The sequence below is a fragment of the Rhizobium sp. SG570 genome (assembly GCF_012275345.1).
GTDB lineage: Bacteria > Pseudomonadota > Alphaproteobacteria > Rhizobiales > Rhizobiaceae > Rhizobium > Rhizobium lusitanum.
Genome location: NZ_JAAZQI010000011.1, coordinates 231,888 through 250,974, shown reverse-complemented (window position 1 = coordinate 250,974; position 19,087 = coordinate 231,888). Strand labels below are relative to the sequence as shown.

The following is a 19,087-nucleotide window of genomic DNA, read 5'->3' as shown; positions in this document are numbered from 1 at the left end:
CGGCGCTTCTGGCAGGCCTACGTCTGCATCGAGAATGAACCTCCAGCGTCGGGCTGGCAAGAATCCTGTGATGTTGTTGTGCGTGCGCGACCTGAAGGACATGATGGCCGAGCGCTGCATCGGCGTCGATCATTCGGATCCATCACTGGGTCGTGCACTTTGCATCCCTGCTGCGAATGTGCGGGGCGGGCGTGGAGACGCGGTTGCCGAGGTGATCACCAGTGAAGGCATGCCGGCGAAGCTGACGCGTCACGACATCTGCGACGAATACAGCTTGATGGCGCCGACAACCCATCTATATGCCCAGTATGAACAGGACGCCAAGGACATCCGGCAACGTGCCGCTCGACATCTTGAGAGAGCTGCGTAAAGTCGGCAAAACTTGGCAAGCACTGCATTTGATGAAGTCCGGCAAGGCTCTGGCAAACAGATTGCCGCCGCCCGGTTCATAATAGGCTCCATGGAACTGGAGCGCCCAGAGGAGGAAGAATGCTCTCTCATCTCAATGACTCATCATTGTTCCGGCAGGCTGCCTTGGTCGGCGGCGAGTGGATCGAAGCCGATCCCTCCAATGCGATCAAGGTCGACAATCCGGCCACCGGCGAGATCATCGGGCTCGTTCCCAATCTGGGCGCCAACGAGACCAAGAAGGCGATTGCCGTGGCCGAGATCGCCCAGAAGGAATGGGCAGGCCGTACCGCCAAGGAACGCTCCGGCATCCTGCGCCGCTGGTTCGAGCTGATGATGGAAAACCAGGATGATCTCGGACGCATCCTGACAGCCGAACAAGGCAAGCCGCTCGCCGAGGCCAAGGGCGAGATCGCCTATGGGGCAAGCTTCATCGAGTGGTTTGCCGAAGAGGCGCGCCGCGTCTATGGCGATATCATTCCCGGCCACCAGAAGGACAAGCGCATTCTTGTCATGAAGCAGCCGATCGGCGTCGTTGCCGCCATCACACCCTGGAACTTCCCGAACGCCATGATCACCCGCAAGGCCGGTCCGGCCTTTGCCGCCGGCTGCGCCATGGTGCTGAAGCCGGCCTCGCAGACGCCGTTCTCGGCGATCGCCATCGCCATCCTTGCCGAGCGTGCCGGCCTGCCGAAGGGCCTCTTCAGCGTGCTCACGGGTTCGGCGCGTGCCATCGGCGCGGAGATGACTTCAAGCCCCGTCGTGCGCAAACTGACCTTCACCGGCTCGACCGAAGTCGGTGCCGAGCTCTACAAGCAGAGCGCGCCGACCATCAAGAAACTCGGGCTGGAGTTGGGCGGCAACGCGCCTTTCATTGTCTTTGACGACGCCGATCTCGATGCCGCCGTCGAAGGCGCGCTGATTGCCAAGTTCCGCAACAATGGCCAGACCTGCGTTTGCGCCAACCGCCTCTATGTTCAGGACGTCGTCTACGACGCCTTTGCCGACAAGCTCTCGAAGGCCGTCGCCACGCTGAAGACCGGCAACGGTTTCGACGAGGGCATCAATCTCGGCCCGCTGATCGACGAGGCGGCTCTCACCAAGGTCGAGGAGCATGTCGCCGATGCGCTCGCCAAGGGCGGTCGCATCGTTGCCGGCGGCCATCGTCATCCGCTCGGCGGACGCTTCTATGAGGCGACCGTACTTGCCGACGTCACGCCGGCCATGGCCATCGCGAAGGAAGAAACCTTCGGGCCGGTCGCTCCCCTCTTCCGCTTCAAGGACGAGGCCGATGTGATCACCCAGGCCAACGATACCGAGTTCGGTCTCGCCTCCTATTTCTACGCCAAGGACCTTGCCCGCGTCTTCCGGGTCGCCGAGGCACTGGAATACGGCATGGTCGGCGTCAACACCGGGCTGATCTCGACTGCCGAGGCCCCCTTCGGCGGCGTCAAGCTCTCCGGCCTTGGCCGCGAGGGCTCCCGCTACGGCATCGAGGAATTCATCGAAATCAAATATGTCTGCCTCGGCGGCATCGCCTGAATCTAAGACTGATCTTCGCCCGCAATACGGCTCGAAACAGCTTCCAACCGCCGGGATCGTGGCACTTTTGGATGCTTTTTCACAACGAACCGGGCTCGGTCCTTTTAGGGCAGGCTCGCCATTTTACTCGGGCACTGCTTGAGCCGCTCGACGAGCCAGCGGCCGGCAGGACCTGGCGGTGCGGATGTCGGATAGACGGCAGACATCGGCAAGTTGAGACCGCCCTGCGGCACGTCCTCGATCGACAGCTCCGCCAAACGGCCTTCGGCGATATCGCGCTGAACGGTATGCAGCGGCATGCCCCCCAACCCAGCCCATTGAGAAGAAAAGCGTTCTTGGTGAAAAGGTCGGCGAGGCGCCATGTCGCTGACGACATGACGCCGAACTCGCGACCCGCCGACAGCTCTGATCTATCGGTGAGAACGAGCTGGACGCATCGTCGATCCGAAGGATTTGGTCCCTTTCTGGGACGAGGCGTCCGGGTCGTTTCCGAAAAGGCAATCAGTCGTTAAACTTTTATGTAAATTATAAAACACTAATCAATGCGGGCGTTCTATTTTGAGCGTGTCTGGCCGATACAAGTTCGGCGGCATCATGATTGTGCCTAGGCGCCCTTAAGCAGGGTTGCCTCAGTCGGCTGCACTTTTGACCGGATAATCTCAAAAGAGGTCCAGGTGTTTTCCATGCCTCTATCAGGCTATTTTCGCGCAGCCACAGCCGTGCGCGTGCACGACACTCTGTATATGTTCGTTGACGGAACCATTGTCGCTCGCGCGGACAATTGGCGACCGCTCGGCAAAACCCACGATAAGCGCCGTGCCTTCGGTCACTCCTCATATCGCGGCGAATTGGTACCGGTCTATGACTTGGCGGTCATGCTGGGCCGGGAGCCCTCGAACAGTTGTCAGATCGTCATCGTGAAAATGAAGGAAGGATATGTTGCGTTTGTGGTTGACGAATATATCGGAAGCATTTCGGCCGTCGACGACACCATCCGTCTTTCGCACCTCGACATTTTCCACCGCGTGCAAGAGGCGGCGTGAGGCCGCCTCGGCAACTACCGACGAGAAGGCGGCCGAGCGGTGGGCATCGGATAGCCGCGACTTGAGCGGAGATGAGCTTGGCTAGCGCCAGGCACCATCAATCGGGAGCTCTGGCAATCAGGAAGGGTCTGGCTTCGGGGCAGACCCTTCCTGGCGTGTTCCTCTGGGGCGGCGATAGGACGCGCCTATATGCCGATCCGGTAACCGGTCGCCTTCGCTAAAGAGTTTTCGCCGAAGCGCGCCTTCCGCATAGGCTGTCTTGTAGATACCGCGATCCTGCAGGGCCGGCACGACGATATCGATGAAATCCTCGAAGCTTTCCGGCACTACGGTGCGGGTAAGATTGAAGCCATCGATTTCGCCCTCGTCGATCCATGCCGAGAGCTCGTCGGCGACCGTTGCGGCATCGCCGACAACAACCGGATAGCGACCACCGATGGCGAGCTCTTGCAGCAGCTGCCGCTTCGTCCAGCCGCGCTGCTGCGCGATTTGCGTAGCCGACTGGCTGGCGTTGGACGCTCCGTAGGCGATGGTCTCATCAAGATCGTAGCGCGAGAAATCGATGCCCGTGCTCGCCGAAAAATGTGCAAGACCCGCCTCCGGATTGGCGTAGCGCAGATACTCGGCATGTTTTTCCTGCGCCGCGGCGGCAGAATGGTCGGTTATGACGGTCATGCCGAGAAATATCTTCACGTCGTCAGGCTTTCGTCCGGCAGCGGCGACCGCTTCGCGCAATGTGCGGGCGGTTGCGCGTGCCGCATTCTTGTCGGTCGCGGTGATGAAGATGCATTCGGCATGACGGGCGGCAAACTGCCGACCGCGACCGGAGGTACCGGCCTGATAGAGAACCGGGGTGCGCTGCACCGACGGCTCGGCGAGGTGATAGCCTTGTGAGCGATAGAATTGCCCTTGATGGTCTATCGGATGGACCTTTGTCGGGTCGGCATAGACACGCTTCTGCTTATCCGCCAGAACCGCATCGTCCTCCCAGCTGCCCTCCCAGAGCTTGTAGAGGACGGTGAGATAGTCATCGGCGCGATCATAGCGGCTGTCATGCTCGACTTGCGCGTCCAGACCCAGTCCCCGCGCTGCGCTATCGAGATAGCCGGTAACGATATTCCAGCCTATGCGCCCATTCGTCAGGTGATCGAGCGTCGAAATGCGTCTGGCAAAGATATAGGGCGCATCGGCGCTGGCATTGACGGTAACGCCGAAACCGAGATGTTGCGTCACCGCCGCCATCGCGGAAACGAGCAACAATGGATCGTTGACCGGCAACTGGATGGACTCGCGCAATGTCAGATCGACCGAGCTCTGATAGACGTCATATACGCCGAGTATGTCGGCGAGGAATATGCCGTCGAAGAGGCCGCGCTCCAAAGTCGTGGCGAGCGAGGTCCAGTAATTCAATGTCTTATAGTGATCGGAGTGATCCCGTGGGTGAGCCCATAATCCGTGATTGATATGACCAACGCAGTTCATGTTGAAGGCGTTGAGCAGGATCTGTTTCTTCTTGGTCACCATATTGTCCGTCATTCCGATCTGGATCGCCGCATGGCGCGGGTCTCTTCTCGGCAATCGCTAGCGTCTTGAGGAGCGGCTCGCTTTATGTCTTGTTGGCTGGCGCCAATTGCCCGAGTTTGCCGGTAAGGAGAGCGTTGCATAAGTTTTGGCATCAACGGCTTTCGAATAAAGATATCCTTGCGCCAGCTTGCATCCCATCTCTTTCAACAGCGCAGCGTCCACAGATGTCTCGACGCCTTCTGCGATCACATCGATATCCATACGTCGTGCGATGCCGACCATTCCTTCGACGATTGCAGCAGCACCGTTGTCACTCTGCATTAGCTTGGTGAATGATCGGTCGATCTTGATGATGTCAACCTTGACCTTCAACAGGTGTGAAAGCGCCGCATATCCCGTCCCGAAGTCGTCGAGAGCAATCTTGAAGCCTATCGCCCTCAGATCGATGATGGCGTTGCGAATAGATTCCGCCCTTTGTTCGAGATAGACGGTCTCCGTCACTTCGACGATTACTTTTTGCGGCTCAAGCCCGGCCCGATCAGCGAAACGCAATAGTCGTTCCTTGAGAACGCCTGCCTGAAAATCGGCCGCGGTTACGTTGATGGCAATGTGGCCGATGTCAATGCCTCCCCTGCGCCAGCCGACGAGATCGGACACCATCTGATCAAGCATGCGACTCGTGATTTCCGAGGCGATATGAGCGTCATGCATCGCCTCAAAGAATTCGGCGGCTGATGCGTGGCTTCCGTCAGGCCGTCTGATGCGACAGAGCGCCTCTGCGCCGACAAACGTCCCGGTCTCTAGGTCCACGACAGGCTGATAAAACGGTACGATTCTGTTCTCTGCGAGAGCGAGCGTAACATCACGGATCGCGTCAAAGCGGGCGGTGATTGCCGTTGCAACCGTATCGTCGAAGATCTGAAACAGTCCCTTCGCGACGTCCTTGGCATGATAAAGTGCAATGTCCGCTTGATGTCGCGTAACATCCATTCTCATGCCTGCCTGGCACAAGGCTCCGCCGGCGGTCGCGAGCGGCAGCACGGTGTGCCCGCCGCAGCATGCCGGCGCCTTGAGAACCTGGAGGCATGCTTCAGCTACCTGCCTCAGGTCGTTGGCGTTACGGGCCCGGCATATAATTGCGAACTCATCGCCTCCGACGCGGAACAGACGGTGGGCAACGCCTCGCAATCTTACTGCCACTTCCTTGATCAAATCGTCGCCGGCGCGATGGCCAAAGGTGTCGTTCGTAAATTTCAGATTATCGAGATCAAGCAGTATGAGGCCCAGCCCGTCTCGGGTGATCTGGCTCGCATGGCGATCGAAGGCCGCTCTGTTCGGCAGGCCGGTCAAAACATCGTGGTAGGCAAGCCGATGCCGCTCCATCGCTCGAGTATGACGTTCTATGGCAATGGCACAGAGATGAACCGAGGCTTCAACGAGCTTCTCTTCCATCTTGGATGGGCCGCGTGCCTCCTCATAATAAAAGGCAAAGGTGCCAACAACGGCTCCATCACTCTTCTTTATCGGGCTCGACCAGCACGCTCTATAGCCGAGCGGTTCGATCAAATCCCTGAACGCCTCCCACTTTTCATCCAGGAAAACGTCATGGACCGCCACTGGTCGCCCAAGATATGCGGCTGTTCCACAGGAGCCTACATTTGGGCCGATTTCGACACCGTCGAGGGCGCGCGTATAGGCCGCCGGAAGCTTCGGACCGGCGAGCGGACGAACCACACCGTCCTCCACGAGCAAGACCGAACAAGCGATACCAGGAACCTGCTCTTCGATCAGGCGGCACAGACGGTCAAGCGTGGTATCGAGTCGCCGACCGGAAGCAATCATCTCAAGTATTTGGTTCTGCAGCTTGACGAGCATCGGGGGCGTTCCTCCACACAATCCTATACAGCCAAAGCCTTAAGCCGCTGTAGATCGAGAGGTTAGTATTCTACCTATCCGTTCGTTTCTCAGCGTTCGTGCGACAAGGTACAGGAGAGATCTAGACGCCCAAATGTTCGGCAATGCAAGCAGCAGCAACGGATCCGGCACTGCCGGGCAGGACCCTCGATGATCAATAGAGTCCAATGCTCGATGCGCGGATACATCCCGCTGTTTTATCTCCGTTGACATTTGCTAAGCTAAGCTTACTATTAGCGTGCTGAATTTGATTAACCTCCAGTCCAGCAGAAGGCGGCCCAGTTATTTCCCTAAACTGGACCGCTTTTGCTTTTTATTGGATGCCTCCCTGCCCAACCCGGCGACTCTGCACCCGTGCGCGAGAACTGATCTCGGCGGCGACCGTCTTTGAAGCGTCAATGGTGCTTGAAAGCCGACTCGGAGAGCAGGGGGAAGTGAGCTGGATCTTTGGCTCCATCGGCTCAACGCCGAGATCGTGGCGGTCTCTGCCGACCATAGCCCTAGCCAAGCTGACCAGCGAGCCCTTGCCGTTCAAGGGCAATGATTTTTCCGAAACAGACATTCGAGCGGCAACAGAAAACAACCGCAGGCATCCTGCCATCGGAGCACATCACGGTTGCGACGCCCATCGAACGCTTGCCGGCTCCGCGGTTCTCTATTTTCATGCGCGAAATACGGGGATTCAGGCTAGCGCAACAAATCCCGCATACTTCTCAGCGATAGCCTTGCTTAGAATGGAAGAATAGACCGCGTGATTTTGGTCGCTGGTCGAAACGCGACCATAGGACGGTTTCTCAAAGGTCGATATCGGCAACAGGGCCAGTGGCGTTGAGACAGGAGTGAGGTGGGAGCCCTGCCCGGCGCGCAACGTCGTCAGGAGACCGAACATCTCGCCGGTGATGCTGGGGCGGGACAATATCGCCATACGATACTGCCCGGACGAATTCGTGACGAGATAGATATGCCCCGATAGATGCGGAACCGATACCGAGCCCTGCTGTGAAAATGAGGCGTCGCTGCGCTCGCGCTCCCTGAAACTCAGGCGCGTGCTTTCGCTATTCCAGGCGATCTCGGTGCAATAGGCAAAAATAGCATTCTGATCCCCGAAGGATGGCCGAAGCGTGAGATAGACCCCCTCGAGCCATGAAACCGAAGCACGCGAATAGGCACCAAGCTCTTCCGGGGCATGCCCGGACTTCTCGTTGCCCGATACCGGCTGCGCTCCTGCCGACTCGCGCAAAACAACGCCCATCGCTTGCTCCAGGCGAATGATGGTCGCAAGCGTGAAAGGGCGATGTCCGGAAAGAGCCTTCTCCAATGTCGAAAGACTGATGCGTGCATCGTTGGCCAGGCGCTGCCTGGAAATGCGCCGTCGCGCAATTTCTTCGCGAACTCGCGCCGCCACGGCACTATTTTGACTGTCCGACAAATACGGGTCGCCCTGGACCATTCGTTCATTTCCTGATTGCGTAATTTTCTTCACAATTCCACACATACCCGCCACCGACAATACCGTTTACGGCAAGATGCGGACGAAACAGGGCAAAGCTTACGCTGGCAAGAAAATAGCCTTTATTCACAATGGCTTCTGTCATTCCACAGCGAATAAGGAGCCTGTCATGTCAGCCTCGCTAAGCATTTCATCTCGCCGACACCGGGAGACTGTCCTCACAAGATTCGGCCAGCTATTATGGTTCAGCCATGCGATCCTGCTGCCGGTGCTTGCGGTCATCTTCGCGCTGCTGCACCCCTTAGAGTCACATGCTCAGCCGGCAGCATTCGTCACGCCGAACGAGGTGGGTGCAGGCAGCCTTCTCCTTCAGGCGACGCAAGCCGGGCAGTATGTCGAGGCGCCGCGGCTTGCGACCGATGTCGACATCGACGTCAATGGTCCGACTGCGCGGGCGGTTCTGACGCAGGCTTTCGAAAACCCGAGCGACAAGTGGGTCGAAGCCCTCTATGTCTTCCCGCTTCCGGAAGATAGCGCCGTTTATTCCCTCAAGATGATCGTCGGCAATCGGGTTGTTGTCGCCGACATCAAGGAAAAGCAGGCGGCGCGCGCCGTCTACGAGCAAGCCCGCAGGCAGGGCAAGAAGGCGGCTCTCGTGGAGCAGCAGCGACCGAACGTGTTCACCAACACGGTCGCAAACATAGGTCCGCATGAAAAGGTCGTCGTCCAGATCGAATATCAACAGGCGGTGCGCCTGACGGATGGCCGCTTTTCCCTGCGGGTTCCGCTGGTCGTTGCGCCGCGTTATTCCCCGCAGGATGCCTCCGCCATCACACAGCATGCTGACCTGAAAGCCGGCTGGGGACGGACGGAAAACAGCCCATCGCGCAACTCCGGCGATACGTCCGTCTCTGCCCCGTTGATGGCACCGGGCAGCAACCGCACCAATTCTGTCACGCTGAAGATCAACCTCAATGCCGGTTTTCCGGTTGACGAAGTCAAAAGCCTCTACCACACGGTCAAGATCGATAGGCTGAACGATACTGCGCGGCGGATCGTTCTTGACGGTGACACGACGGCCGACCGCGACTTCGTGCTCGAATGGAACGCCATCGCGAGTAATGTGCCGAGCGTCGGCCTGTTTCGCGAGCATGTCGGCAAGGATGATTACGTGCTCGCCTATGTGACGCCGCCGGCAGTGACGACACCGCAAAAGGCCGGCCGAGAAGTGGTCTTCGTCATCGACAATTCCGGCTCCATGGGCGGTACCTCCATCGAGCAGGCAAGGGCGAGCCTCGACTACGCTCTGTCCCGGCTCGAAACGAATGATCGTTTCAACGTCATTCGTTTCGACAATACGATGACCAAGTTCTTCCCGGATTCGGTCATGGCGACGGCTGACAATGTCGCCGCGGCACGCCGCTTCGTTACCGGCCTGGAGGCTGCCGGCGGAACGGAAATGTTGCCGCCGCTCCATGCCGCGCTCGATGACAGCCATCAGGCGGGCGGATTGCGTCAGGTCGTTTTCCTCACCGATGGCGAGGTCAACAATGAGCAGCAGCTTCTCGATGCGATCGCTGCATCGCGCGGACGCTCGCGCATTTTCATGGTCGGCATCGGCTCCGCGCCCAACACCTATCTGATGAGCCGTGCCGCTGAACTTGGTCGCGGCAGCTTCACCCACATCGGATCAGTGGCCGAGGTGAACGAACGCATGCGCGCACTCTTTGACAAGCTGGAGAACCCTGCCGTCACCGATATAGCCGCGGTCTTTCCGGAAAAGAATGTCAGCCTGTCGCCGAGCCTCCTTCCCGACATCTATCACGGTGAACCGCTTGTCTTGGCTGCCCGTGTGGGGAAGGCAGAGGGCACTTTGACCATCAGCGGGATGGTTGGCGATCGTCCGTGGACACTTTCGCTGCCGCTTGATCAGGCAAGCAGTGCCAAGGGCATCTCCAAGATCTGGGCACGTCGCCAGATCGATGATGCGGAGGTCAATCTGACCCTTGGCAAGATCACGCAGGCAGACGCCGACAAGCGCATCCTTCAGCTGGCCCTGGAGCATCACCTGGTCACGCGCCTGACCAGCCTTGTTGCGGTCGATACCAAGCGTCTGCGCCCGACAAACGCACCGCTGGCTGAGGCCGACATTCCATTGCAGCTTCCCGCCGGCTGGGATTACAAGACGCTTCTCGGCATCGGGACTACCCGCGATGCGAACGTGGACACCAAGCGCCATCAGGCCGCCGACAAGCCACGCAGCCTCGACGGCGATGCGGACATCGAGGCGATCTCGGCACCGGCTTCGGCGAATGTTCCGCTGCCACAGACCGCAACGCCCGCGACGCTTCTCATTCTTCAAGGGTTGTTTGCTCTGTTGCTCGGCGCTTCGCTTCTGGCCTGCGCGTCACGAAGGAGCAAAGCATGAACACCGGTACTCGCCAAGCCTTGGGGAGCGCGCCAGCGTGCTCCCTCTCCGCCTTCGCAGCATGCATCCTCATCGCGACAGGTCTGTTCCTCGCGGCCCAGGGAGGATGGATATATGCCAAGGCGGGTGTTGCGCAGATCCTGCTGGAGCGCGCCTTTGCGCAAACCCTCACGTCAGGTTCGCCGGTCAAACCCTGGAGCTGGGCCGACACCTGGCCCGTGGCCCGTATCGAAGTTCCACGGCTTGGAGCTTCCGCGATAGCGCTCAAGGGTGCAAGCGGCCAGGCGCTGGCCTTCGGTCCCGGCCATCTCGACAATACGCCGGAGGCGGGCGAGGAGGGCACGGCGGTCTACGCCGCACATCGTGACACGCATTTCGCCTTCCTGAAAAGCATAAGGGAGAACGATCGCATCCGCATCACGCGCAGTGACGGTCAGGTTTTCACGTTCCGCGTCACCCGCATGGCCGTTGCGCTTTGGGATGAAGCTGAGATCGACCCGAACGCGCGCGGCGTTCATCTCGTTCTCGCGACGTGCTTTCCCTTCGATGCCATGACATCGGGTCCACTACGCTATCTGGTTTATGCCGATCTTGACCATACTGCCGCGCCGTGACGAAGAACGTGCCAATTTATCGCGCTGAGGAAGACCACGTTGGCGAGCGAGAGAAGGAGAAGAGCGAAAAGGCGAGACATTTTCGGTGCTGAAGACCACTACGGAAATACATTGAAGATCACCGAGGCCGTTTCATAACTCGCCGGTGGCAGTTCGCATCGGTTTGCTTTCAACGTGTGTGCCACGGCCGAGCACTATAATGTGGCGCCATCCTTCTGCGAATTGCCATAGGATATCCGCGAAAGACGAGACGTCTGTCGACTAGAGAAAGGCCGTGCAGGGGTCGAGGCGACGCCGTATGTCGCAATCAAATGCTCGCGGACTTTGTCTCGGCGATCGAGTTCGCGATTAGCCGCGCCTCGATACCTATCTGGCGCAGGAGGCCGGTTGTGGCGGCATTGAAGCCACAGAAATACAAGCCATCCTTTGCCGGGTGAAGCTCGCTCCTTGCCGGTCTGCCGCCATCTGGAAGTCGTTCAGCCAGCTCGGGCAGTAGCGTGTCGAGAGACGGCGTGTAGCCCGTCGCCTGCACAATCGCATCGAATTCTGCAGATTGGCCGTTCGTGAAGAGCACGCTCGAACCGTCCGATATTTCGATGCTGGGGAACACCTTTATCCGGCCATCTCTCATCTTTGCAATCGTACCGATGTCGATCAAGGGCGTTCGGCCTCGCTCTATCATCGTGGTCAGAGGTCCCTGCTTGGAGCGCGTGAGCCCCATTCCCTCGATATCGCGGTAGCGCAAATGCAGAAGAGGCGCATTGACTGCATCGACCAATCTATACGGCAGGTGTTGTTGAGCGATGGCGATTGTCGCGGTCGACACGCCGAACATTTCCCTCGGAACGATATTGACCGGACCGCGAACCGACATGGCGACCTCAAGACCCGCTTCGGCGCATTCGAGCGCGATCTCTCCCGCCGAGTTTCCAAAGCCGACCACCAGTATTCGACCTGCGTTGAGGTCAAACGCATTCCGGTATTCACAAGAGTGGATGATATTCCCCTTGAACGTGTCCTGACCAGTCCAGTGTGGTCGGACCGGCGAGTTTGACAGTCCGGTAGCGATTATGACGGTTCTCGCTTCGAGTACATCGCCGTCCGCGGTCTCGACGATCCAATTCGCTTTCTTGCGAACGCATGTGACCATCTTGCCAGCAATTACGTGAAGGTCATTCGCACGCGCGTAGTCCTCGAGGTAGTCGATGATCTGCAGTCGTGACGGATACTTTGGAAAACCCGCCGGCATCGGCCTTCCCGGAAGTGCCGAGTGCCTTTTTTCCGTATGTAGATGGAGCCGATCGTAGTGCCTTCGCCACGAAGCTGCGAGCGTGTCAGCGGCTTCAAGGACGACCGAAGGACAGCTCTTTGCGCGAAGTGCCGAGGCACACGCCAGCCCCGCCGGGCCTGCACCGATGATGATTGTCTCCTCGATAGCCATGCACAGTTCCTCCGTATAAGTCCTCGCACTCATCATCAGAGGCTACATCATCGTCTGAGTACCAGACAGGGGTTCCCATGACCGCCGCGCAATGTGCTCTCCCGGTGCGGATCGCCGGCAAGGTCCAAGGCATCAGCTATCGCGGCTGGACACGACGCCAATGATCATGGCGGTGACAGAGAGGATTCCATTGCTGCGCCCAAAGACAAGACTTGTTCGTCCGCAAAGCGCCGGCCGACGATTTGAAGCCCGACCGGCAAGCCGTTGGACGCGCGTCCGGCAGGCAGCGATAGAGCGGGAAGCTGGGGCAGCAGGTTGAATAGACAGGTCATATCAAGGCCCGCGAAGCTGCCGTCCGGCAATGTCGCGACATAGTCGTCGTCGCATTCGTTCAATGGTGGAGCGGTGATCGAGCAGGTCGGACACAACAGCGCGTCGTAGCTTTCGAAAAGCTTTGCCATATCCCGCCACATCGAGGTGCGGAGCAGTTCCACTCGCTTGTAGTCCCGGTCAAAAGACGCGTAGTCAGCGCAGGGCCAATCCCTTGACGCGTTTGCACCTATTCGAGGATCGGCGCATCATCGAACGAGCAATCGGATTTTGATGCAGCGCACCGCAAACATATGAACGGCGGAACCCGAAGCACTAGAGGGTAAATGCATCGCCCGTCTCCTGCCAACCGCGAAGCAGCGCGAACAACTCCTCGCGATCCTTTTGGTCGAGGCGCGGCAATCCCGGAACGCGGACTGGGCCGACATCAAGGCCGGAATAGGTGACCGCCTCCTTGACGACCGTGACGTTGGCGCCGTTGCGGAACTTCGTGCGCATGCGCTCGAAGGGCTCGAGCTTGTTGACGATCGCGCGCGCACCGGCGAAATCGCCTTTGGCCAAAGCCGCATGAACGGCAAGCGACAGTCGCGGCGCGACGTTGACGAGGCCGGAGGTGAAGCCGCGCGCTCCCGCCGCCGTAAAGCTCGGCGCCCAGCTTTCGGCGAGGCCGCAAACGAAGAGCGCGCCGTTCGGATCGGAAGCTGCAATCGCCCTTGAAAGCAGCATCAGATCCGTCGTGGCGAATTTGATGCCGACGATGTTGCCGTGACCGGCCAGGCGAACCATGTCGTCGACGCTGAAGCCGTCGGCCCGGACATAGGCGACCAGCGGCAGCGGCGAGGCTTCCGCCAGGTTGCGAAAATAGTCGATCTGCGAAGCAGGGGCGGCGAAAGGGTCCACCGGCTGATGAGACATGACGGCGGTGGCGCCGATCGCGGCCGCGTCCTTGGCCATGCGGATCGCCTCGTGCAGGGAGCGGCCGATCGCCGCCGTCACCGGCGCCTTGCTGTCGACGCCCGATATGGCAGCTTCGTGGACGCGGCGGATCTCTTCCGGCGTCAGCGCATAGAACTCGCCGGTATTTCCAGCCGCGACGATATTGTGAATGCCGGCGACGGCAACCCGATCATAGACCTTAGCGGTCACGCGTGGCTCCACCTCGCCGTTTCCGTCATAGGCCGTCACGGGGACTCCGGACACACCGGTCAGCGCCTGGCGCATGATTGCAATACTCATGGTCCTACCCTTTACCTCTTCATCGTCAATCGAAGCGCTAAGGGGGCATCAACCGCCCACCTTCCTCGCTTCCAACATCCCATCAAACGCCCTGGAACATACGGGCGCGTGCATTCAAAATATGCCTCTTCATGGCGTCATGGGCCTCGGCCTCCTGCCGTGCGAAAATTGCCTGCACGATCACCGCATGCTCGTCCTGCACGCTGCGGATCTGCTCCGGCGTGCGCTTGAGGCTCAGACTGCGCGTCACAGAGTGCCCGATGGCGAAATGCGGTTTGAACCATTCGCGAACGGTAATGTGAAACTGATTGCCGGTCGCGATCGCAATGGCATCGTGCAGCCCCTGATCCTCCTCGGCACCAAGCCTGCCTTCACCAAGACATTGCTCAAGCTTCTGGAGCGCCGCTGTGATGCGCTCTTTATCGGCAGGCTGCCAATTGCGCGCGGCAAGCTCGGCTGCCTCCGCTTCAAGCCCTGCCCGGAACTCGAAGAAGCGCTGGACATCCGCGAGCGACCCTACAGGCACCATGTTCAACACCGACGAATCCGGTCGTTGTCGAACGTAGGAACCTGATCCCTTACGAGAGACAATCAGGCCGTCGGCACGCAGACGCTCCAGCGCATCGCGCACCACGGGCCTTGACGCGCCGAAGGTTTCGGCAAGCTTGGCCTCGGACGGCAAGCGCTCGTTCACCGGAAATTTGCCATCGGCGATCATGGCGACGATCCTCTCGTAGATGATGTCGCCAAAACGGGTCGGGCCCGCGCTGGAATCGTTGGCGACCGAGAGTGTCATTATCGTCCTTCTTGATGTTGCCGGATGGCAAGCAATAGCGCACTTCCTGCGCGTTAGGGCTATATAATCTGTAAATATCTGTCAACTCTTGTAATTATCTGAGAACGAACTTATGGTCGTGCCGCTGCGCCAGGACGGTGCATTGCGACGGGTTGGGAGCTTGTCGCGCCGGTTCAGACAAAGTCGGGCCGGCGTTCAACGGGAGGGATTCGATGCGCGATAAGATATTGTCTCGCGGTGTGAGCAGGCGTGCTGTTCTTGGAGGCATGGCGGGTATGGCAGCCTTGTCTTTAGCTGGCCGCGTCAGCGCCGCCGATGGCGGTGAAGCTCCGGCACTGGCTGATCTGGTCAAGGCAAGCAAACTGCCGCCACTCGCCGACCGGCTGCCGAAAAAGCCCATGGTCGTCACCCCTTACGAAAAGGTGGGAACCTATGGTGGCACGCTGCGGCGCGGCCTCAGGGGCTCGTCTGATCATAACGGCATTCTGCGCATGGTGGGCAACCAGAGCCTGGTGCGCTGGAACCTCGATTTCACCGAAGTCCTGCCCAACCTTGCCGAACGCTGGGACGTCAATGCCGACGCCTCGCAGTTCACCTTCCACCTGATCCAGGGTGTCCGCTGGTCGGACGGCCATCCGTTTACCGCCGACGACGTCGTGTTCGCCATCGAGGATTGCGTCAAGAACACAGATCTTTACAGCGCGACGCCGGCACAACTCTCCGTCGCCGGCAAGGCCGTTGATGTCACGAAGATCGATGATTATACGGTGAAATTCACCTTTGCGGCGCCAAATGCGCTCTATCTGGAAAACCTGGCGACCCCGCTTGGCCAGCATCCGACACTGTTTCCCAAGCACTATTGCAGCCAGTTCCTGCCGAAATACAATCCGAACGTCGCTGACGACGCCAAGAAGGCAGGTTCCAACAGCTGGCCCGAACTTTTCCGCGCCCGCTGCGGCGATATCGAGATCCCGTCGCGCTGGGGCAATCCGGACAAGCCGACGCTCGATCCCTGGGTCGTCAAGGAACCCTATACCGGCGGCGCCACACGCGTCGTCATGACCCGCAACCCGTACTTCTGGCAGGTCGATACATCAGGCAACCAGCTTCCCTATGTCGATGAGATCAACTTCGGCATCTCACAGGATGTGGAATCGCTGATGCTGAACGTCATCTCCGGCAAGATCGATATTCAGGAGCGTCATATCAGTGTGCTCGCGAACAAGCCGACACTCTCACAAAACATGAAAAAAGGCGACTATCGCCTTATGACACTTATTCCTTCGACCTCGCAGCAGTGCCAGATCTACTTCAACATCACCCACAAAGATCCGGCCATGCGCAAGATGTTTGCCGACAAATCGGTCCGGCAGGCGCTCTCGCTCGGCATCAATCGGCAGGAGATAATCGACATCGTCTATTTCGGCCAGAGCCAGGGCTATCAGGCCGGCCCCCGGCCTGAGCATCCCTGGTACAATGAAAAGCTGGCGCGTCAATTCACCGACTACGATCCCGACAAGGCCGGCGCCATGCTGGATCAGGCCGGCTATGGCAAGAAGGATGCGAACGGCTTTCGCCTGCGGCCCGACGGCCAGAAGATCTTCTTTGCCGTCGACGTCATTCCGACCCTCTATCCCGACCTTGTCGACGCGCTGGAGCTCGTCAAGGCGCATTGGGCGCAGATCGGCGTAGACATGAAGGTCAATACGATCGAGCGGGCTCTCTATTACACGCGCGGCGACGACAATGCCCATGACGCCCAGGTCTGGCCAGGACCCGGTGGTCTCGACCCGATGCTCGATCCGCGCGATTTCTTCGCCTTCCATCCGCAAGGCTCGCGCTACGCCATTCCTTGGTCGGTCTGGTACACGTCGAACGGCAAGCAGGGCGAAGAACCGCCGGAAAGCCAGAAGAAGCGCATGAAGCTCTTCGACGAAGCGCGCTCGACGGCTGATCTCAATAAGCGCGGCGCCGTCATGAAGCAGATCTTCGACATCGCGGCAGATGAATTCGAAACCGTTGGGCTTTGCCTGGCCGTCGGCGGCTTCGGCATCATCCGCAACAATCTGCGCAACGTCCCGGAAAAGCAGCCGGACAGCTGGTCATGGCCCAATCCGGGACCTGCCATGCCGCAGCAGTTCTTCTTCACCAGCTGATCGGACTGATCAAGCGCCGCCTTCCGTGGGCGGCGCTTTCCTTCGTGCGGCGCTGCCTGCGACCGCGCTCAATGCGAGAGATTGCTATGCTCGTCTTCATCGGAAAACGCCTTTTGTGGATGATCCCATCCCTGTTCGCCATCAGCTTCCTCGCCTTCGTGCTGATCCAGCTGCCGCCCGGCGATTATGTGACGACCTACATCGCCACCCTCGCCTCTTCGAACGAGGTCGTCGACCAGAACACGGCAGCCCAGCTGCGCGAACGCTTCGGTCTCGATCAGCCGATGCTCATCCAATATCTGAAATGGATGTGGGGCATTCTTTCGCGCGGCGATTTCGGTATTTCGTTCGAATGGCAGCAACCGGTCTCCGGCCTCATCTGGGAGCGCATGGCGCTGACGCTCATACTGGCGCTCGCCGCCCTGATCGCCACCTGGGCAATCGCGCTACCGATCGGCGTCTATTCCGCCGTCAAGAAATACTCGATCGGCGATTACCTCTTCACCGCCTTCACCTTTCTCGGCCTTGCCATCCCGTCTTTCCTGCTGGCGCTGGTGCTGATGTATGTCGCCGCGGTGGAGTTCGGCCAGGATGTGGGCGGCCTGTTTTCCTCCGAATACGAGACCGCGCCCTGGAGCATCGCCAAGATGCTGGACCTGCTGTCGCATCTCTGGCTGCCCGTCATCATTCTCGCCGTCTCCTCGACGGCAAGCCTCATCCGCGTCATGCGCGCCAATATGCTTGACGAGCTGCCGAAGCCCTATGTGACGACGGCGCGGGCGAAGGGCCTGTCGGAGTTCAGGCTTCTGGTGAAATATCCCCTGCGCATCGCGCTCAACCCATTCATCTCGACGATCGCCTGGCTGCTGCCCAATCTCATCTCGGGGTCCGTCGTCGTCGCAATCGTCCTTAACCTGCCGACGGCAGCACCGCTGCTGCTACAGGCCCTGATGGCACAGGACATGTACCTCGCCGGCGCCTTCGTGCTGTTGATCTGCGCGTTGACGCTGGTCGGGTCGCTGATCAGCGACATCCTGCTTGCCCTCGTCGATCCCCGCATACGGTTGGAGTAGGAGCAGCCCATGGCCGACATCGCCGTCACAAACCTCCGCCCTGATCGTGCTGCGGTGGCATCGCAATGGCAGCTGATCTGGTGGGCATTCCGCCGCCACCGGCTTGCCATGGTCGCTCTCATCGTCACAGTACTGATGTACATCGTCGCCCTCGTGCCAGGGTTTTTCGCCATCAACGATCCCACTCTGCAGAATGCGCGGGCAACCTTCCATCCGCCGCAGAGGGTGCATTTCATCGACACCGACAACGGCGTCTCCCTCGGCCTGCATTACTATCCGCTGAAGCTTACCCGCGATCCGGAAACGCTGGCGGCGATCTTCAAGGAGGATACGACCAAGCGGGTCTCCATCAGCCTGTTCGGACGCGGCTACGACTATTCGGTGCTGGGCCTCTTTACGACAAACATTCATCTGCTCGCATCCTCCGACAAATCGACGCCTCTGCTGCTGTTCGGAGCAGACCGGCTCGGGCGTGACGTCTTCAGCCGCACGATACAGGGCGCGCAGATTTCGCTGTCGATCGGCCTTGTCGGTGTGTTTTTCTCCCTGCTGCTCGGCATCGTTCTCGGCGGCATCTCAGGTTATTACGGCGGAAAGCTCGATTTCTTCATCCAGCGCCTGATCGACTTCGTGCTGTCGCTGCCGACGATCCCGATCTGGCTCGCCATGGCTGCCGCACTGCCGCAGGGCTGGCCGGCCGCACTTCAATATATGATGATCACCATCATTCTGTCGCTGACGGGCTGGGCGCAGCTTGCCCGCGTCGTGCGTGGCCGTTTCCTGTCGCTGCGCACCGAGGAATTCGTGGCAGCCGCCAGACTGGACGGCGCGAGCGAAGGACGCATCATCTTCCGCCACATGCTGCCGAGCTTCGCCAGCCATATCATCGCCTCCATCACGCTTGCCGTGCCGGCGATGATCCTCGCCGAAACATCCCTCTCCTTCCTGGGGCTTGGCCTGCAGCCGCCGACCATTTCCTGGGGCGTGTTGCTGCGTGAGGCGCAGAACATCCGCTCGATTGCCACGGCGCCATGGCTGTTCCTGCCCGGCGTCGCCGTCGTCGTCGCCGTCATGGCGCTGAACCTTCTTGGCGATGGCCTGCGCGACGCGGCCGATCCCTACAACAAATGAG

General features: G+C 59.5%; 15 protein-coding genes and 2 pseudogenes. 9 read left to right on the top strand and 8 right to left on the bottom strand.

Going from position 1 to position 19,087, the window contains the following annotated elements; all coding sequences use genetic code 11:
- The first annotated feature begins 34 nt into the window (after positions 1–34).
- Both FHT28_RS22460 and gabD read left to right on the top strand, forming a co-directional pair.
- Positions 35–370 carry a hypothetical protein gene (locus tag FHT28_RS22460; protein ID WP_168597411.1) on the top strand — a complete coding sequence of 112 codons (336 nt, stop codon included), beginning with the start codon at positions 35–37 and terminating at the stop codon, positions 368–370.
- A gap of 119 nt (positions 371–489) precedes the next feature.
- Positions 490–1,950 carry an NADP-dependent succinate-semialdehyde dehydrogenase gene (gabD, locus tag FHT28_RS22455; protein WP_168597410.1) on the top strand — a complete coding sequence of 487 codons (1,461 nt, stop codon included), beginning with the start codon at positions 490–492 and terminating at the stop codon, positions 1,948–1,950.
- 104 nt (positions 1,951–2,054) lie between these two features.
- On the opposite strand, the pseudogene FHT28_RS36880 reads toward gabD, so the two are convergent.
- A pseudogene (locus tag FHT28_RS36880) lies at positions 2,055–2,383 on the bottom strand (LysR substrate-binding domain-containing protein); the annotation flags it as partial.
- 250 nt (positions 2,384–2,633) lie between these two features.
- On the opposite strand from FHT28_RS36880, the gene FHT28_RS22445 reads away from it, so the two are divergent.
- Positions 2,634–2,993 carry a chemotaxis protein CheW gene (locus tag FHT28_RS22445; RefSeq protein WP_037200491.1) on the top strand — a complete coding sequence of 120 codons (360 nt, stop codon included), beginning with the start codon at positions 2,634–2,636 and terminating at the stop codon, positions 2,991–2,993.
- A gap of 117 nt (positions 2,994–3,110) precedes the next feature.
- Here FHT28_RS22445 and FHT28_RS22440 read toward each other — a convergent pair whose 3' ends face one another.
- Both FHT28_RS22440 and FHT28_RS22435 read right to left on the bottom strand, forming a co-directional pair.
- Positions 3,111–4,517 carry an LLM class flavin-dependent oxidoreductase gene (locus tag FHT28_RS22440; RefSeq protein ID WP_168597427.1) on the bottom strand — a complete coding sequence of 469 codons (1,407 nt, stop codon included), beginning with the start codon at positions 4,515–4,517 and terminating at the stop codon, positions 3,111–3,113.
- A gap of 57 nt (positions 4,518–4,574) precedes the next feature.
- Positions 4,575–5,900: a bifunctional diguanylate cyclase/phosphodiesterase gene (locus FHT28_RS22435; protein ID WP_246704924.1), complete on the bottom strand. Its 1,326-nt coding sequence runs from the start codon at positions 5,898–5,900 to the stop codon at positions 4,575–4,577.
- Between the two features lie 896 nt (positions 5,901–6,796).
- Here FHT28_RS22435 and FHT28_RS36325 point away from each other — a divergent pair.
- Positions 6,797–7,003 (top strand): annotated as a pseudogene (locus FHT28_RS36325) (type II toxin-antitoxin system VapC family toxin); the annotation flags it as partial.
- Positions 7,004–7,113: 110 nt separating this feature from the next.
- On the opposite strand, the gene FHT28_RS22425 reads toward FHT28_RS36325, so the two are convergent.
- Positions 7,114–7,881, bottom strand: a complete 768-nt coding sequence (locus FHT28_RS22425; protein WP_047554878.1) for a helix-turn-helix transcriptional regulator — start codon at positions 7,879–7,881, stop codon at positions 7,114–7,116.
- A gap of 169 nt (positions 7,882–8,050) precedes the next feature.
- Between FHT28_RS22425 and FHT28_RS22420 the strand changes: the two genes are divergently transcribed.
- Positions 8,051–10,309, top strand: a complete 2,259-nt coding sequence (locus FHT28_RS22420) for a marine proteobacterial sortase target protein (RefSeq protein WP_168597408.1) — start codon at positions 8,051–8,053, stop codon at positions 10,307–10,309.
- A complete protein-coding gene (locus FHT28_RS22415) occupies positions 10,306–10,923 on the top strand; it encodes a class GN sortase (protein ID WP_168597407.1) in 618 nt (205 codons plus the stop codon). The genes FHT28_RS22420 and FHT28_RS22415 overlap by 4 nt, the downstream gene beginning before the upstream one ends.
- 307 nt (positions 10,924–11,230) lie before the next feature.
- Here the strand turns inward: FHT28_RS22415 and FHT28_RS22410 are convergent, their stop codons facing one another.
- The 4 genes from FHT28_RS22410 to FHT28_RS22395 all read right to left on the bottom strand — a co-directional run bounded on the left by FHT28_RS22410 (position 11,231) and on the right by FHT28_RS22395 (position 14,726).
- Entirely contained in the window at positions 11,231–12,364 is a 1,134-nt protein-coding gene (locus FHT28_RS22410) for an NAD(P)/FAD-dependent oxidoreductase (protein ID WP_168597406.1), read from the bottom strand.
- Positions 12,365–12,528: 164 nt separating this feature from the next.
- Entirely contained in the window at positions 12,529–12,927 is a 399-nt protein-coding gene (locus FHT28_RS22405; RefSeq protein WP_348645010.1) for an amidase family protein, read from the bottom strand.
- Positions 12,928–13,009: 82 nt separating this feature from the next.
- The gene (locus tag FHT28_RS22400) at positions 13,010–13,930 is read right to left on the bottom strand and encodes a dihydrodipicolinate synthase family protein (RefSeq protein WP_168597405.1); all 921 of its coding nucleotides are present in this window, start codon (positions 13,928–13,930) and stop codon (positions 13,010–13,012) included.
- Between the two features lie 82 nt (positions 13,931–14,012).
- Positions 14,013–14,726, bottom strand: a complete 714-nt coding sequence (locus FHT28_RS22395; RefSeq protein ID WP_037192138.1) for a FadR/GntR family transcriptional regulator — start codon at positions 14,724–14,726, stop codon at positions 14,013–14,015.
- A 212-nt stretch (positions 14,727–14,938) separates the two neighbouring features.
- Between FHT28_RS22395 and FHT28_RS22390 the strand changes: the two genes are divergently transcribed.
- The 3 genes from FHT28_RS22390 (at position 14,939) to FHT28_RS22380 (ending at position 19,086) form a co-directional block, all read left to right on the top strand.
- On the top strand, positions 14,939–16,882 hold the full coding sequence (locus tag FHT28_RS22390; RefSeq protein WP_168597404.1) for an ABC transporter substrate-binding protein: 1,944 nt from the start codon (positions 14,939–14,941) through the stop codon (positions 16,880–16,882).
- Between the two features lie 86 nt (positions 16,883–16,968).
- A complete protein-coding gene (locus FHT28_RS22385; protein WP_037193131.1) occupies positions 16,969–17,955 on the top strand; it encodes an ABC transporter permease in 987 nt (328 codons plus the stop codon).
- Positions 17,956–17,964: 9 nt separating this feature from the next.
- Positions 17,965–19,086, top strand: a complete 1,122-nt coding sequence (locus FHT28_RS22380) for an ABC transporter permease (RefSeq protein ID WP_168597403.1) — start codon at positions 17,965–17,967, stop codon at positions 19,084–19,086.
- The last annotated feature ends 1 nt before the right edge of the window (position 19,087 follow it).

Excerpts from the sequence above, each read along its gene's own strand:
- FHT28_RS22415 (WP_168597407.1), top strand. The coding sequence starts at position 10,306 with ATGAACACCGGTACTCGCCAAGCCTTGGGGAGCGCGCCAGCGTGCTCC.
- FHT28_RS22395 (WP_037192138.1), bottom strand. The coding sequence starts at position 14,726 with ATGACACTCTCGGTCGCCAACGATTCCAGCGCGGGCCCGACCCGTTTT.
- FHT28_RS22425 (WP_047554878.1), bottom strand. The coding sequence starts at position 7,881 with ATGGTCCAGGGCGACCCGTATTTGTCGGACAGTCAAAATAGTGCCGTG.
- FHT28_RS22385 (WP_037193131.1), top strand. The coding sequence starts at position 16,969 with ATGCTCGTCTTCATCGGAAAACGCCTTTTGTGGATGATCCCATCCCTG.
- FHT28_RS22400 (WP_168597405.1), bottom strand. The coding sequence starts at position 13,930 with ATGAGTATTGCAATCATGCGCCAGGCGCTGACCGGTGTGTCCGGAGTC.
- FHT28_RS22435 (WP_246704924.1), bottom strand. The coding sequence starts at position 5,900 with ATGGAGCGGCATCGGCTTGCCTACCACGATGTTTTGACCGGCCTGCCG.
- FHT28_RS22420 (WP_168597408.1), top strand. The coding sequence starts at position 8,051 with ATGTCAGCCTCGCTAAGCATTTCATCTCGCCGACACCGGGAGACTGTC.
- FHT28_RS22440 (WP_168597427.1), bottom strand. The coding sequence starts at position 4,517 with ATGGTGACCAAGAAGAAACAGATCCTGCTCAACGCCTTCAACATGAAC.
- gabD (WP_168597410.1), top strand. The coding sequence starts at position 490 with ATGCTCTCTCATCTCAATGACTCATCATTGTTCCGGCAGGCTGCCTTG.
- FHT28_RS22460 (WP_168597411.1), top strand. The coding sequence starts at position 35 with ATGAACCTCCAGCGTCGGGCTGGCAAGAATCCTGTGATGTTGTTGTGC.
- FHT28_RS22445 (WP_037200491.1), top strand. The coding sequence starts at position 2,634 with ATGCCTCTATCAGGCTATTTTCGCGCAGCCACAGCCGTGCGCGTGCAC.
- FHT28_RS22410 (WP_168597406.1), bottom strand. The coding sequence starts at position 12,364 with ATGGCTATCGAGGAGACAATCATCATCGGTGCAGGCCCGGCGGGGCTG.
- FHT28_RS22390 (WP_168597404.1), top strand. The coding sequence starts at position 14,939 with ATGCGCGATAAGATATTGTCTCGCGGTGTGAGCAGGCGTGCTGTTCTT.
- FHT28_RS22380 (WP_168597403.1), top strand. The coding sequence starts at position 17,965 with ATGGCCGACATCGCCGTCACAAACCTCCGCCCTGATCGTGCTGCGGTG.